This window comes from Variovorax sp. CF079 (genome assembly GCF_900101545.1).
Classification (GTDB): Bacteria; Pseudomonadota; Gammaproteobacteria; order Burkholderiales; family Burkholderiaceae_C; genus Variovorax.
In genome coordinates this window covers 425,942-439,457 of record NZ_FMZU01000001.1, presented here as the reverse complement: position 1 = coordinate 439,457, position 13,516 = coordinate 425,942, and the positions used below count along the sequence as shown (strand labels likewise).

Here is a 13,516-nt window from a genome sequence, read left to right as displayed (position 1 = left end):
GCCCTCGCCGTCAAGCCGCTGACCGTACCTCCGGCCGCGGCCCGCGGCCCAGCATGGCGACCACGGCCGTGGCCACCACCACCAGCGCGGCGCTCAGGAGCATGGTGCTCGAGATGCCGTAGCCGTCGACCGTCACGCCACCGATCAGCGCGCCCGACGCGATGGCGACCTGGAATCCGCTCACCAGCAGCGCCTGCCCGGCCTCCTGCGCGTCGGGCACGGCTTCCATCATCCAGGCAGTCAGCGAGACCGGGATCAGACCGAAGGCCACACCCCAGACGACCACCACGGCTGCGCCGGCCACGATCCCGCTGCCGGCCACCGTCGACAGCAGCAGCGCCGCGGCGAGCAGCACCGTCGCCAGCAGCGTGGTGCCGCGCACGCTGCGCGCCACCAGGCTGCCGCCGACGAAGGTGCCGATGAAGCCGGTCGCGCCATAGACCAGCAGCAGCGCCGTCACCGCGCCCGGCGCCAGCCCGAAGGTCTGCTGCAGCAGCGGCGTGAGGTAAGTGTAGGCCGCGAAATGCCCGGCGATCAGGAACAGCACCGCCAGCAATCCGACCTGCGCCATGCGGCGCGTGAGCGGCGTCAGCAGGTCGCGCGGGCGAATGGCGCGCGCCGGCGGCATCGCCGGCAGCAGCCAGATCTGCGCTGCCAGCACGACCGCCGCGAGCAGCCCCGTCACCGCGAAGGCCGCACGCCAGCCAGCGAAGTTGCTGATGAAGGCGCCGGCCGGCACGCCGAACACGGTGGCCGCCGAAACGCCTGCCAGCACGAGCGACATGGCGCGCGCCTTCGAAACATCCGGCACCAACTGCGTGGCGGCGCCCGGCGCAAAGGTCCAGAAGCCGCCGATGCAAAGGCCGAGCAGGAAACGCGCGACCAGCATGGTCGCGAAGTTCGGCGCGAAGGCGGCCAGCAGGTTGGATGCCACCAGCAGCGCGGAGAGCGCAATCATCACGGTCCGCCGGTCGAGACGGCCCGAGGCGACGATCAGCGCCGGCCCGGCGAAGGCGGCCAGCACGCCCGGCATCGTGACCATAAGGCCGGCCGTGCCGTCGGTGACGTTCATGCCGGCGGCGATGTCCGTCAGCAAGCCGATCGGCAGGAATTCCGTCGTGACCATCGAGAAGGTGCCGACGGCGATGGAGCCGACCGCGAGCCAGGCGGAACGGGGGGTTTCGGTGGTTTCAGAGACGGAGGGCAGCGCATCGGCGCATGAGGTGCAGGGTGCATTCATGGATGGGGAAGCCTTGGAAGGAGCCGCGGCGCGGTGCGTCGAGGCTTGTTGCAGTGCGAGGTGGCGAGTTTGAAGCCGCATCGACGGCGTCAAAGGCCCCCAGGGGAAGTTCTCCGTTTCCCCTTTGCCAACAATCGAAAACGTCAGGCCGAACCCGACGAACCTCGCACAACCAGCTCGCCAGGCAGCAGCAGCTGCCGCGGTGGCCCTTCGAGGCCGCGCAGGCGTTCGATCAGGCAGGTCGCCGCGGCGCGGCCGATGGCGTCGGTGGGTTGCGCGATGGCGCTGAGGCCCGGTCCGATCAAGGGCGCCCATTCTGGATCGTCGAAGCCCACGAAGCCGAGTTCCTCGCCGAAGCGCCAGCCCAGGCGCGCCATGGCCGAGGCCACACGCAAGGTCACGACCGCATTGCCGGCCAGCACCGCCGCACGCCGCCCGCGCTTGGCTCGCTTGTGCAGGGCGCGCAGCGCGGCATCGAGCGCATCGCCGTCGTCGCCGGTGCTCTCGAACACCTGGCCCGCGACGCGCGGCTCGTGGGCCGCGATGCAGTCGCCAAAAGCGGCGGTGCGCTCGCGCCGCGAGCTCACGCCCTTCAGCGGCTCGGTGATGTAGAGCAGCTCGCGGTACCCGCCCTCGACGAGGTGGCCGCAGGCGGCCTGCATTGCGGCGGGGTTGTCCAGCGACACGAAGTCGGTGTGCATGCCGGCATGGCGGCGATCCACCAGCACCGCGGGCTTGCCATGCAGCGCGTCGGCATCGATCAGCCCTGCGCCGCGGCCCAGCGTGTTGAGGATGAAGCCGTCCACCTGGTAGCCCGCGAGCGCATCGATGGCCTCGCGCTCGCGGTCGATGTCGTTGCCGAGGTTGAACAGCATGACCAGGTAGCCGGCGTCCTGGCAGACCTTCTCGGCGCCGCGCAGCACCGCGACCGAATAGGGGTTGGTGATGTCAGCCACGATCAGGCCGATCAGGCGCGAGCGGCCGTGGCTCAGGGCCTGCGCCATCGGGCTCGGCGTGTAAGCCAGCTGGGCCACCGCGGCCTCGACGCGTGCCGCGATGTCGGGGCTCAGCAGGCGCTCGCGGTGGTTGAGAAAGCGCGAGACGGTGGCCTTGGAGACGCCCGCCGCCTTGGCGACGTCTGCAATCGTTGCTTTGGCCGGGCGCTGCATGGGCGGTCGCGCGTTCAAGCGAAGGCCGTGTCGTAGACCGCCGCCGGCCGCTCGCCCGCGAGCGCTTGCAGCAGGTAGGTGGTGGCCAGTTCGGCCATCGCATGCCGCGTCTCGTGCGTGGCGGAGCCGATGTGCGGCAGCGGCGTCACGCGCGGATGGGTGGCGAGCGGCGAATCCACGGGCAGCGGCTCGGTCGCGAACACGTCGAGGCCGGCGGCGCGCAAGCTGCCCTGGTCGAGCGCGGCGAGCAGCGCGTGTTCCTGCACGGTGGCGCCGCGGCCGCCGTTGATGAAGATGGCGCCCGGCTTCATGAGAGCGAACACGCGCTCGTCGATCATGCCGCGCGTGCTGTCCGACAGCGGCAGCATCGCGACCACGAAGTCGGCGCGCGCCAGCAGATCGTCGAGCGGCGTGTGCATCGCGCGCCCCAGCAGCTCCGGCGACTGAGCAGCCAGATCGACCGGGCGCCTCGCGTGGTAGAGCACCGGCATGCCGAAGCCCAAAGCGGCACGGCGCGCGATGGCCTGCCCGATGCGGCCGAAGCCCAGCAGGCCCAGCGTCTTGCCGTGCACGTCGAAGCCGAACAGATCCTCGCCGATGTTCCCGGTCCAGCGGCCCTCGCGCACGAGGTTGGAGAGCTCGACCACGCGGCGGCTGGTTGCCATCAGCAGCGCGAACACGGTGTCGGCCACCGTCTCGTCGAGCACGCCGGGCGTGTGGCACAGCATGATGCCGCGCGCATGCAGGGCAGCCAGCGCGTAGTTGTCGACGCCGACCGAAACGCTGGAGATCACTTCGAGCTTGGGCGCGCGTTCGAGCAGCGCATCGTCCACCGGATAGCTCGAACCGATCAGCCCCTGGGCCAGCGGCAGCGCGGCCTCGAAGGCCTCGCGCTCGGCCGCGATGCGCGGATTGGCGACCATGACCTCGTGCACCGCCTGCAGGCGGGCGAGCTGGTCGTCAGGCAGTTCGCGAAAGACCAACACCTTCTTGCGCATCACAGCCTCGCTTCGTTCAATTGCGCCCGCGTCGGCAGGCCTTCGGTATCGCCCAGCACCTGCACGGCGCGGGCGCCGATCCAGGCAGCGCGGCGCACCGCCTCGGGCACCGTCCTGCCTTCCAGCAGCGCGCTGACCACGCCGACCGCGAAGCCGTCGCCGGCGCCCACGGTATCGATCACCTGCGCCACCGGGAAACCGTCGATACGCCCGGTGCCGGCCACATCGCCGTCATAGTAGGCGCCCTCGGCGCCGAGCTTGACCACCACCAGCTTCGCGCCGAGCCCGCGATAGAAATGCGCCACGCCCTCGGGCGTCGTCTCGCCGGTGAGCAGCAGGCCCTCTTCAACGCCGGGCAGCACCCAGTCGGCGCGGGCCGCGAGGTCGTTGATCGAACGCCGCATCACCTCGGTCGACGCCCACAGCGTGGGCCGCAGGTTGGGATCGAAGGAGATCGTGCGGCCGGCCGCGCGCATCACCTCCATGCTCTTGATCGCGGCCTGCAGGCTGGTGTCGGAGATGGCCGCGAACACGCCGGTCGCATGCAGGTGCCGCGCGGAGCGCAGCCAGGCCTCGTCAACATCGGCCGGGCCCATGTGGCTCGCGGCCGAACCCTTGCGGTGGTATTCCACCGGCGGGTCGCTGCCGTCGGTCACGCGGCCCTTGAACTGGAAGCCGGTGCGCTGCGTCGGGTCGCTGATCACGTGCGAGCAATCGATGCCTTCGCCCTGCATGGTGGCGAGCAGCGTGCGGCCCATCGAATCGGTGCCGAGCCGGCTGGCCCAGCCGACCTTGAGGCCCAAACGCGCGAGGCCGATCGCGACATTGGTTTCGGCACCGGCCGTGCGCTTGTGGAAGGCGGTGGCGTTCTCGATCGGGCCAGGCTGGTCGGCCACCAGCAAGAGCATGGCCTCGCCGAAGAGCGCGACGTCGAAGGCAGGGTTTGTCATGTTCGCAATGCTCGGATATGCGCAATCTGGTCGCGCGTGATGGCGAGCAAATCGTCGCCGATCAGAGGGTATTCGATTGCGTGCGGCACCTCGGCCGGCAAGGCGCGCAGCACGGCGCGCCAGGGCGCGGCGGATTCGGCCAGCGGCACCGCGACCCATTTGGCCGGCAGGCGCTGAACCCCCTTGCAATGCACGTAGCGCACGCGCGGGGCCAGCGCCTGGGCCGCCTGCAGCGGGCATTCGCCGATCCAGTGCCAGTTGCCCATGTCGAAGGTCATGCCGAGATCGAGCCCGGCATGGTCGGCCGCATCGAAGAAGCTTTGCAGCGCGGGCAGCGTGCCGGCCGACACGGTCTGGTCGTTCTCGATCACGAGTTCGATCGGCGTCTCGGCAAGCCGCGAGCGCAGGCCGGCCAGCGCGCCGTGCGAGGACGCGCGAAAGTCGCCGATGGCCATCTTGAGCCGGCGCGCGCCCAGCATGGTCGCGGCGGCGAGGCCGCGCGCGAGTGCAGCGCTGTCGAGCAAGCCACCCTCGGCCCAGAGACCTTCGGGACTGGAGTAGACCGAAGCAAGGCCCGCGAGCGCAGGCAGTTCGGCCGCAGGATCGCGCAGCAATTCGCCGCGCACCTCGACGCTGTCGGCGCCGGCCGCCATGGCCAGTTGCGCACACCACAGCTGGCCGTGCCGCCCCACCTCGGCCGCGCCGAAGGACGACAGAGAGATCAGTACTTGAGGCATCGCTCAGTGTGCTTGATGCGAGCTGAGAATTTGGCCGAGGAATTGGCGCGTCTTCTCGTGCTTCGGGCTGCCGAAGAACTCGCCCGGCGGCGCCTGTTCGACGATCTTGCCGTCGGCCATGAAGATCACGCGGTCGGCCACGCTGCGCGCAAAGCCCATCTCGTGCGTGACGCACAGCATGGTCATGCCGTCCTCGGCCAGGCCGATCATGGTGTCGAGCACCTCCTTGACCATCTCGGGATCCAGCGCCGAAGTGGGCTCGTCGAACAGCATGATCTTGGGCGACATGCACAGCGCACGCGCGATCGCCACGCGCTGCTGCTGGCCGCCGGACAGCTGGCTCGGGTACTTGTGCGCCTGCTCGGGAATGCGCACGCGCGTGAGGTACTTCATCGCCACCTCCTCGGCCTCTTCCTTGCTCATGCCGCGCGAGCGCATCGGCGCCAGCGTGCAGTTCTGCAGGATCGTGAGGTGCGGGAACAGGTTGAACTGCTGGAACACCATGCCGACCTCGGCGCGCACCGCGTCGACGTTCTTGCCGCCGGCGGTGAGCTCGATGCCGTCGACCACGATCTCGCCCTTCTGCACCGTCTCTAGCCGGTTGATGCAGCGGATCAACGTCGACTTGCCCGAACCCGAGGGCCCGCAGATCACGATGCGTTCGCCGGTGCGCACCGAGAGATCGATGTCGGTCAGCACCTGGAAAGTGCCGTACCACTTGTTCACCGCCTCGAGCCGGATGATCGATTCCGTGCCGGCGTGGGTCGTGACTGCGTCCGTCATGGGGCTTAGTTCAATTTCGGCAGATCGGTCTGGAGCCACTTGTTGTAAAGCTTGTTGAGCTCGCCGTTGGCCGTGTTCTTCTGCACGAACTCGTTCACGTTCTTCAGCAGGTCGTCCTGGCCCGGGCGCATCGCCACCGCCATGGCCTGCTGCACCAGCGTGAACTTGTTTTCGAAGGTCTTGGGCGGCACCCGCTTGGCGATCTGCGCCGCCACCGTGACGGAGCAGCCGATCGCATCGACCTGGCCCGACATCAGCGCCTGCATGGCCGAGGCGTCGTCGTCGAAGCGGCGGATCTCGGTGCCTTCGGGCGCGGCCTTGGTCACCGCCACGTCCTGCGTGCTGGCGCGGGCCACGCCCACGCGCTGGCCCTTCAGGTCGGCCGCGCTCTTGATGTTGGCGCCGGTCTTGCCGTAGAGCACGATGGTCGCGGCCGCGTAGGGCTGCGAGAACTGCACCTGCTTGGCACGTTCGGGCGTCACGGCCAGCGAGGCGACCAGCAGGTCGACCTTGTTGGTGAGCAGGAAGGGAATGCGGTTCGGGCCGGTGACCGGCACGATGTTGGCTTTCACGCCCCAGTCTTTGGCCAGCAGCTTGGTGACGTCGGCGTCGTAGCCGTCGGGCTCGTTCTTGGCATTGGTCGTGCCGTAGGGCGGGAAGTCGACCAGCATGCCGATCGTGATCTCGCCCTTCTTCTTGATGTCGGCCATGGTCTGGGCCGATGCGAAGGGTGCGAAGGCGGTCAGTGCGGCGCCGAGGCCGAGCGCTGCGACGGCCGCACGGCGGGTGGTGAAGAAGGTCATGTCGAAGTCTCCTGGGTTGAGGACAGAAACGAAAAGAGAAACAAGCTCAGCGCGCGAGCGCCCGGGCGCGCCGGCGTTCCATGCGCGCGGCCGCCAGCGACAGCGGCCAGCAGATGACGAAGTAGATCGCCGCCACTGTCGTGAACACGTAGAGCGGCTGGAAGGTCGCGTTGTTGATGATCTGGCCGGCGCGCGTGATCTCGGTGAAGCCGATGATCGCGGCCAGCGAAGTGCCCTTGATGATCTGCACCACGTAGCCCACGGTCGGCGGCAACGCGATCTTGAAGGCCTGCGGCAGCACCACGTCGCGCATGCGGCTCGCGTAGCCGAGGTTGAGCGCCTGTGCTGCCTCCCACTGGCCGCGCGGAATGGCCTCGATGCAGCCGCGCCAGATCTCGCCGAGGAAGGCCGCGCTGTTGAGGACGAGCGCCACGCCGGCCGCGATCCACGGGTTGATATCGAAGCCGAGCACCGGCGCGCCGAAGAAGATCAGGAAGAGCTGCAGCAACAGCGGCGTGCCCTGGAAGATCTGGATGAAGCCGGTGGAAAGAAGACGCGCGGTCTTGCTGTCCGAGGTGCGGGCCAGCGCGATCACGAGCCCGAGGATGGCGCCGCCTACGAAGGCGATCAGCGACAGCGCCAGCGTCCACTTGGCCGCTTCAAGGATGAACAGGAACTCTGGATAACCGAAGGTACGCATGGTGGTCAGCGCCGATCCGGATAGTTGAGGGTGCGCCGGTAAATCAGCTTGAACAGCGCCGAGAACGCGAGCGCCAGCGCCAGGTAGATGGCGGCGACCACGATGTAGATCTCGAAGCTGCGGAAGGTCTGCGACTGCAGGTTGGCGGCGACCGAGGTCAGGTCGTCGGCCGAGATCACCGACACCACCGCCGAGCTCAGCATCAGCAAAATGAACTGGCTGGTGAGCGCAGGGTAGATGGCCTTGAGCGCCGGCTTGATGATGACGAAGCGGAAGATTTCCCAGGGCTTGAGGTTGAGCGCCCTGCCCGCCTCGATCTGGCCCTTGGGAATCGACTCGATGCCGGCGCGGACGATCTCGGCCGCATAGGCGCCGAGGTTGACCACCATCGCGGTGAGCGCGGCCGTGTAGGGCGACCAGCGCAGCCCGATGGCCGGCAGCGCGAAGAAAAAGAAGAACAGCTGCACCAGGAAGGGCGTGTTGCGGATCACCTCGATGTACGCGTTCACGATGAAGCGCAGCCAGCCCGGCCCCGAGGTCTTGCCCCAGGCGCAGAAGATGGCCACCACCAGGCCCAGCAGCGTGGCGACGAGCGAGAGCTGGATGGTGATCCAGGTGCCTTTCAAGAGCAGCGGCCACGCGGCAAAGACAGCGTCGAACTGGAATTGGTAGTTCACGGGGGAGGCAAGTTCGGGATGGTGCATCCCGCTCTGGAGACAAGACTTCGATACGAGGGAACGAAGTGTATGAAACCGGTTTCAGCACCACATCAGGGATTTCCCCTAGTCGGCCTTCTGCCTACACTCGCACGATGCTGACCACCACCCTGCCGGACACCGCGACACAGGGCGAAAGTGCGGGCGCCGCGCCCACCGTGCGCCATCTGCGCCAGGCCCTGTTGTGGCCCCTGCGGCTGATGCCGACGACGCAGCCCCGCCACGCGCACCGCAGCCCCTGGGACGTGCTGCACGAGCTCGGCGACGCTTCTCCCTGGCGCGAGGAGATCGACGAGTACACGGGCGACAGCGAGCGCTTCCACGAGCGCCACTACAACGAGTTCGTGAGCTTCCTGCCCTACGTGCAGCGCTTCCTCTACGGCGAAGGCCGCGCGCGGCGCCAGTCCGGGGGCCCCGACGGCGGCGACTCGCCGATGCGCATTTTCCGCCGGCGCGACATCGCCGCCGTGCGCGTGGTGGCCCGGCCCGGCGATGCGCCCGTCGTGCTGCAGGTGGTGCATGTCGACCTGTACTTCTTCTACGACGTCGACGTGGTGCTGCTCAACATGGAGGTCGGCGCCGACGACCTGAGCCTGCCGCTGGCGCAGGAAATCCTCTACCGCTTCGGCCGCGCCTATCCCGGCGGCTGGGATGCCCAGGGCGCTGCGCTGCATTGCATGCATAGCGTCGAGTGGCTGGGCAGCGACGGCAGCGTGCTTTCGAGTTCCGACGTGCAGAACCGCGAGGCCTTTCTCTCGCACGTGGCCGAGCACCGCGCGCCGCGCATTGCTGCGCACTGGGCCTGGCTGATGCAGCCGCTGGTGAGCGACCATTCGGAGCAGCCGGGCGAGCTGCGCTTCCGCCAGCTCGAGTACTACCGCATGCCGGTGATGGCCTACCTCTCGCTCGACGACCCGCGCCGGCTCTCGCGCAACGACTTCGTCCGCCTGGCCCTGGTCACGGGCGCGGCCGAGCCTGCGGTCGGCGGCTCCGGCCCCCTGCCTTATGCCGAAGAGCACGTGGCCGACTTCGAGCAGAAATACTGCTACGACCGCTTCTGGGTCGATGCCGGGGCCGCGCCCAACACGCGCTACATGTGCAACGGCCGCGCGCTCATCGTGGTCGGCGACGCGCACTCCGAATTCTTCTGCTGCCGCGACCGCGGCGTGCTGGCGCAGTTCCGGCACCAGCACTTCCTGCTGTTCCTGATCGCGCATTTCCAGAAGGCCGCGCTGCTGATGTTCTCCGATCGCCTGGTCGAGGCGCTGCGCATGCTCAACATACACGACGTGGCCAGCGTCAAGCGTTTCAAGCGCGCGATCCGCACAAGCTTCGAGGGCTTTCTTCGCTTCACGCACCGCTACTGGTTCCACGAGATCTCGGAACAGGCGCAGGTGCGCGCGCTGTCGCACCTGTGCACCACGCACCTCGGGCTCGATCCGCTCTACGAGGAGGTCAAGGTGCGCATCGCCGACATGAACACGTATCTCGACGCCGACAGCCTGCGCCGCCAGGCCAACACGGTGGTGCGGCTCACGGTGGTCACGCTGTTCGGCCTGATCGGCACCATCACCACCGGCTTCCTCGGCATGAACCTGCTGGCCGAGGCCGAGGCGCCGCTGGCGCGCAAGCTGGTGTGGTTTGCCGTGGTGGGCGTGCTGACCACCTGCCTCACGGTCTACACCATGGTCAAGTCGAAGCGGCTGTCGGACTTTCTGGATGCGCTCTCGGACGAGCGCCATACCTTCCGCACCAAGCTGGCGGTGCTGATGCGGGTCTGGCGGCCGGGGTCGGACTAGGGCCTGTTAACGGGCCCTAAGCTCGGAGCGAATGTTCCGCTGCACGACGGGTTTCATCAGCCCGCCGACGCGTCCTTGCTCCGCGGCAGCCACACCTCGATCGCGCCGGGCGCCGCCTTGATCGAGCGCGGCAGCAGCTTGATGACCCAGGGCTGGCCGGTCGGCGAGGCGGCGGTCTGGACCAGGGCCTGCGCGCAGGCGCGCGCCGTCTCGTCGCGGATGATCACGCTGGGCTCGGGATGGCCAGTGGGCGGCGAGCGTCCGGCCCGGCGCGAGGTGCTGAGCACGTCCTCCATCGGCGGCACCGAAGCGCCCAGCGCGCGCCAGGGTCCGCGCCACGCGCGGGCCTTGTCGCGCAGCGCGGAGCCGTAGGTCTGGATGTAGACCACGGTGTCGTTGCACACGCCGGCCGGCGGCGGCGCGACTGCGGCGGGCGCGGGAGGCGTGCCGTTCGCCGGCGCTTCGCCGTTCTGGGCTGGCTGCGGCATGTAGGGCGGCTGCGCCCCCTGCACGACTGGCGGCGGCGCGGCGGCGACCTGCACGTCGGGCGGCCCGGTGAGCCGATCGCGCAGCCACACCACCACCGGCCAGGGCTCAGGCAAGGTGCCGCTGCAGTTCTGCTTGGAACCCGTCTGCCCGGAGTAGTCGCGCGCCCAGTAGCGCGGCGCGCACGCCGGCGCCTGCGTCGGCTGCAGGCAGTCGATGCCGTTGCCGGGGTCGAGCAGACGCGCGCAGGCCGGCGTGCGCTGCTCGGGCGCTTCGTTGGTGCAGGCCTGTTTGGCATCGTCGACGATGCGCACCGAGAGCCGGAACTTCGCCATGAAGTTCTCGCTGCCGTCGCGGCACAGCAGATCGCCGGTGCGCAGCAGCTCGGCGGCCAGCAGCGCCGGCGCTTCGCTGGTCGTGGCGGCGCCGGCGCGCAGGCGGGCCCAGAGTTCGGTGAGGTCCTTGAACGCGCTGTTCTCGGCCTTCTGCGTCTCGGCACGCTGCACGCGCCAGCTGTCGATGCCCTGCCAGGCCGCGACGCCGAAGGTGGCGGCCGTGCCGAGCCCGACCGATGCGGTCACGGCGCCGGCCTTCATCACGCGGGCCTGCAGCCGGCTCATCGCGCCGGCCGTGGGTGCGGCGGCGCCGTCCTTGTCGTCGCTGTCGGCGTCAGCCGCACGCGCCGCCGGCTGCGCCTGGCCGTCGTCGGGCACGAAGAGCCCGGGCGCGCCCATCGCCACCTGGTCGAGCATCTCGCCTTCGAGGCGCGAGCCGATCTCGGCGCCGAGCCGGAAGTAGCTCTCCCATTGGGCCTCGTCGAAGAACTGGTCGGTGGTCGGCTGCTGCGGAAAGAGCGGATTGGCAGCCTTGAAATTCACCAGGTCGACCGGCAGCGCCGCCGAGACGTTGGGCTTGACCAGCACGATCTGCCCCGTCGCGCCGCTCGCATAGCGCACCTGCGCCAGCGCCAGGCAGGCCTGGCTGTGGGGCGAGGCAAGATCGTTGAGCGAGCCGAAGGCGCCCAGGTGCGCCCAGTCGGCGCCGGGCCGCGGCTTCATGAAGGTGATCTCGGCGTTGAGGTCGATGCGGGCGCGCCGAATCAGGATCTCGAGGTCGCAGAAGCGGTACTCCGGATCGGCGCCGCAATCCGCGATCACGATCAGCGAGGCCTGCTGCCGCAGCAGCGCGTAGGCGCCAGTGTTCTCGAAATGGCCGCCGTCGCTCAGGTACCAGTTGGCCGAGCTGCTGCCGGGAAAGGCGCCGAAGCATTCGAGCAGCATGAAGCGCGTCTTCATCAGGAGCGGGCTGGCATGCACGGCGGCGCCGCGCTGCACGATGCCGGCTTCGGCGCTGTTCCACCAGTAGCCGAGCCTGAGGCCCGCGAACACCGACAGCGCCGCGATGCCGCGCTTGGTGAGCCGGCCGAGCCCGGGCGCGAAGGCCGCGCCCGAGATCGCCGTCCATGCGCCAAGCGTGAGCGCGCCGTCGCCATGCGCCTGCGCCCAGTTGGCGCCGCCGGCCTGCATCCAGCCCAGCGGGCCGATCGTGAGCGGCTGGCTCTTGCGGTCGCGGTTGAACAGGCGCTGCTTGGGGTCGTGCGTCTGGTTGATGCAGACGTTGGCCAGGTGCACCGGTCCGCCATGCAGGTGCGGCGCATAGCGAAGCTGCGAGATGTCGTCGCGCGCATCGACCTCGCCGACCGGCACCCGCGGCGGCTCGAGGCCCGAGACCGCGTCCGTCGGGCTGGCGCCCAGGCGCTTGGCGTTGGCGGCACCGAGGTAGCCGCGCACGATGCGCGCCTTGTAGAACATGTGCAGCGAGGAGACGTTGAGAAAGCCGAAGTTGCGTCCGGTGACCAGCGCATAGCTGCCGACGATCACGGCGATGGTGCCGAGCCAGACCCAGCCGCGCGAGAAGTCCAGCCCCTCGGGCGTGAACACCGGCAGCAGCACCACCGAATAGACCACGCCGACCCACCAGGCCGCGAGGCAGAAGGCCAGCAGCAGGCCGAACAGGCTGGCGAGCGTCAGCATCAGCGTCTTGCCGATGCCGGGCGCCTGGCGCTTCTGCGACAACAGCATCGGCAGCACGCCGCGCAGCGCCGCTGCCACGATCAGCAGCGCCGCGCCGTAGGAAGCACGCTCCCGCTGGGTTTCGGCCGCGAGCCACCAGGCGCTGCGGTCGAGCAGGCCCAGCATCACGATCAGCAATGCCGAGTTGATCACCGCGGCGAGCCCCTCCGTCAGTTCGTTGCGCAGCTGCGCCGGCGTGCGCTTGCTGCTGCGCCACAGCACCCACAGCAGCGCGACCACCCAGCACAGCGCGAAGGCCACGAAGGTGGGCGCGAGCCAGAGCGGCCCGCTGTAGTGCCGCACCAGCCGCGGCCCGATCCAGCAGGCGCCGGCGCCGAGCGCGCACCACATCGCCACCTGCAGCAGCACCGACGAGGTGGACGGCTTGTCGCGCACCGACCAGTAGGCGCAGGCCAGCACCACCGATGCGATGAAGGGACCGACCAGCGTGAACCACAGCGTGGGCCACTGCGTCGACCATTGCACCAGCAGGCGCACCGACTGCACGCTTGCGAGATCGGTCACGCCGGCCTGCGCGTCCGAGGGCAGGCTGTTGAGGTCCACGGCACGGAACACCGTGTCCCACAGCAGCAGGTTGATGGCGGCCAGCACCATGCCGATCAGGCCCGCGGCGATCGCGATCTCGATATGCGTGCCCAGCAGGTTGCGCAGGTAGAGCGCGCTGGCGAACAGCGTGTCGCGCAGCCCGCCCGGAATGAGGTAGCGGCCGTTGCTGCGCAGCCACCAGCCGAAGCGCGCGCGATCGACGTCGCCGAGCGCGCGCTCGATGTCGCGCACCTCGTCGGCCGATTTCGCTTCGGTACAGAGCCGGCCCAGGGTGGCGCCGATGTAGCCGCCGCCCGAGACGGTCGAGACCAGGTCGAACTTGAGCAGTTGCCGGCGCGCGGCCAGCGCCTTCATCAGTCCCAGGCAGAAGGTGGCGCTGCGGATGCCGCCGCCCGACAGGGCCAGGCCCCAGGGCCTGCGGCCGTCGTCGACGCCCGCCAGCGCCTTGCGGCGCGTTGCCACCAGCTCTTGGATGGTGTCGTCCATGCGGCTCCTC

At 69.2% G+C, this 13,516-nt stretch carries 11 protein-coding genes; 1 reads left to right on the top strand and 10 read right to left on the bottom strand.

Annotated elements, in window-relative coordinates:
- Positions 1-10: 10 nt before the first annotated feature.
- The 9 genes from BLS74_RS02270 to BLS74_RS02230 form a co-directional block, all read right to left on the bottom strand.
- Positions 11-1,240: an MFS transporter gene (locus tag BLS74_RS02270; RefSeq protein WP_093102609.1), complete on the bottom strand. Its 1,230-nt coding sequence runs from the start codon at positions 1,238-1,240 to the stop codon at positions 11-13.
- Positions 1,241-1,383: 143 nt separating this feature from the next.
- Positions 1,384-2,409 carry a LacI family DNA-binding transcriptional regulator gene (locus tag BLS74_RS02265; RefSeq protein WP_093102608.1) on the bottom strand — a complete coding sequence of 342 codons (1,026 nt, stop codon included), beginning with the start codon at positions 2,407-2,409 and terminating at the stop codon, positions 1,384-1,386.
- A 14-nt stretch (positions 2,410-2,423) separates the two neighbouring features.
- Entirely contained in the window at positions 2,424-3,407 is a 984-nt protein-coding gene (locus BLS74_RS02260) for a 2-hydroxyacid dehydrogenase (RefSeq protein ID WP_093102606.1), read from the bottom strand.
- The gene (locus BLS74_RS02255) at positions 3,407-4,357 is read right to left on the bottom strand and encodes a sugar kinase (RefSeq protein ID WP_093102605.1); all 951 of its coding nucleotides are present in this window, start codon (positions 4,355-4,357) and stop codon (positions 3,407-3,409) included. Before BLS74_RS02255 ends, BLS74_RS02260 begins: the two co-directional genes overlap by 1 nt.
- Positions 4,354-5,094 (bottom strand): sugar phosphate isomerase/epimerase family protein, encoded by a 741-nt coding sequence (locus BLS74_RS02250; RefSeq protein WP_093102603.1) that lies wholly within the window; start codon positions 5,092-5,094, stop codon positions 4,354-4,356. The genes BLS74_RS02255 and BLS74_RS02250 overlap by 4 nt, the downstream gene beginning before the upstream one ends.
- A gap of 3 nt (positions 5,095-5,097) precedes the next feature.
- Positions 5,098-5,877, bottom strand: coding sequence for an amino acid ABC transporter ATP-binding protein (locus tag BLS74_RS02245; RefSeq protein ID WP_093102602.1), 780 nt, complete (start codon positions 5,875-5,877; stop codon positions 5,098-5,100).
- 5 nt (positions 5,878-5,882) lie between these two features.
- Positions 5,883-6,680 (bottom strand): transporter substrate-binding domain-containing protein, encoded by a 798-nt coding sequence (locus BLS74_RS02240; protein ID WP_093102600.1) that lies wholly within the window; start codon positions 6,678-6,680, stop codon positions 5,883-5,885.
- A 46-nt stretch (positions 6,681-6,726) separates the two neighbouring features.
- On the bottom strand, positions 6,727-7,380 hold the full coding sequence (locus BLS74_RS02235; protein ID WP_093102599.1) for an amino acid ABC transporter permease: 654 nt from the start codon (positions 7,378-7,380) through the stop codon (positions 6,727-6,729).
- 5 nt (positions 7,381-7,385) lie between these two features.
- The gene (locus BLS74_RS02230; protein WP_093102689.1) at positions 7,386-8,057 is read right to left on the bottom strand and encodes an amino acid ABC transporter permease; all 672 of its coding nucleotides are present in this window, start codon (positions 8,055-8,057) and stop codon (positions 7,386-7,388) included.
- A 134-nt stretch (positions 8,058-8,191) separates the two neighbouring features.
- On the opposite strand from BLS74_RS02230, the gene BLS74_RS02225 reads away from it, so the two are divergent.
- The gene (locus BLS74_RS02225) at positions 8,192-9,895 is read left to right on the top strand and encodes a hypothetical protein (protein ID WP_093102597.1); all 1,704 of its coding nucleotides are present in this window, start codon (positions 8,192-8,194) and stop codon (positions 9,893-9,895) included.
- Positions 9,896-9,951: 56 nt separating this feature from the next.
- On the opposite strand, the gene BLS74_RS02220 is transcribed toward BLS74_RS02225, so the two are convergent.
- On the bottom strand, positions 9,952-13,506 hold the full coding sequence (locus BLS74_RS02220; protein ID WP_093102595.1) for a patatin-like phospholipase family protein: 3,555 nt from the start codon (positions 13,504-13,506) through the stop codon (positions 9,952-9,954).
- Positions 13,507-13,516: the final 10 nt, after the last annotated feature.

What these genes read in the sequence shown, in the direction of transcription:
- BLS74_RS02265 (WP_093102608.1), bottom strand. Translation starts at nt 2,409, where the DNA reads ATGCAGCGCCCGGCCAAAGCAACGATTGCAGACGTCGCCAAGGCGGCG.
- BLS74_RS02260 (WP_093102606.1), bottom strand. Translation starts at nt 3,407, where the DNA reads ATGCGCAAGAAGGTGTTGGTCTTTCGCGAACTGCCTGACGACCAGCTC.
- BLS74_RS02270 (WP_093102609.1), bottom strand. Translation starts at nt 1,240, where the DNA reads ATGAATGCACCCTGCACCTCATGCGCCGATGCGCTGCCCTCCGTCTCT.
- BLS74_RS02255 (WP_093102605.1), bottom strand. Translation starts at nt 4,357, where the DNA reads ATGACAAACCCTGCCTTCGACGTCGCGCTCTTCGGCGAGGCCATGCTC.
- BLS74_RS02225 (WP_093102597.1), top strand. Translation starts at nt 8,192, where the DNA reads ATGCTGACCACCACCCTGCCGGACACCGCGACACAGGGCGAAAGTGCG.
- BLS74_RS02240 (WP_093102600.1), bottom strand. Translation starts at nt 6,680, where the DNA reads ATGACCTTCTTCACCACCCGCCGTGCGGCCGTCGCAGCGCTCGGCCTC.
- BLS74_RS02235 (WP_093102599.1), bottom strand. Translation starts at nt 7,380, where the DNA reads ATGCGTACCTTCGGTTATCCAGAGTTCCTGTTCATCCTTGAAGCGGCC.
- BLS74_RS02250 (WP_093102603.1), bottom strand. Translation starts at nt 5,094, where the DNA reads ATGCCTCAAGTACTGATCTCTCTGTCGTCCTTCGGCGCGGCCGAGGTG.
- BLS74_RS02220 (WP_093102595.1), bottom strand. Translation starts at nt 13,506, where the DNA reads ATGGACGACACCATCCAAGAGCTGGTGGCAACGCGCCGCAAGGCGCTG.
- BLS74_RS02245 (WP_093102602.1), bottom strand. Translation starts at nt 5,877, where the DNA reads ATGACGGACGCAGTCACGACCCACGCCGGCACGGAATCGATCATCCGG.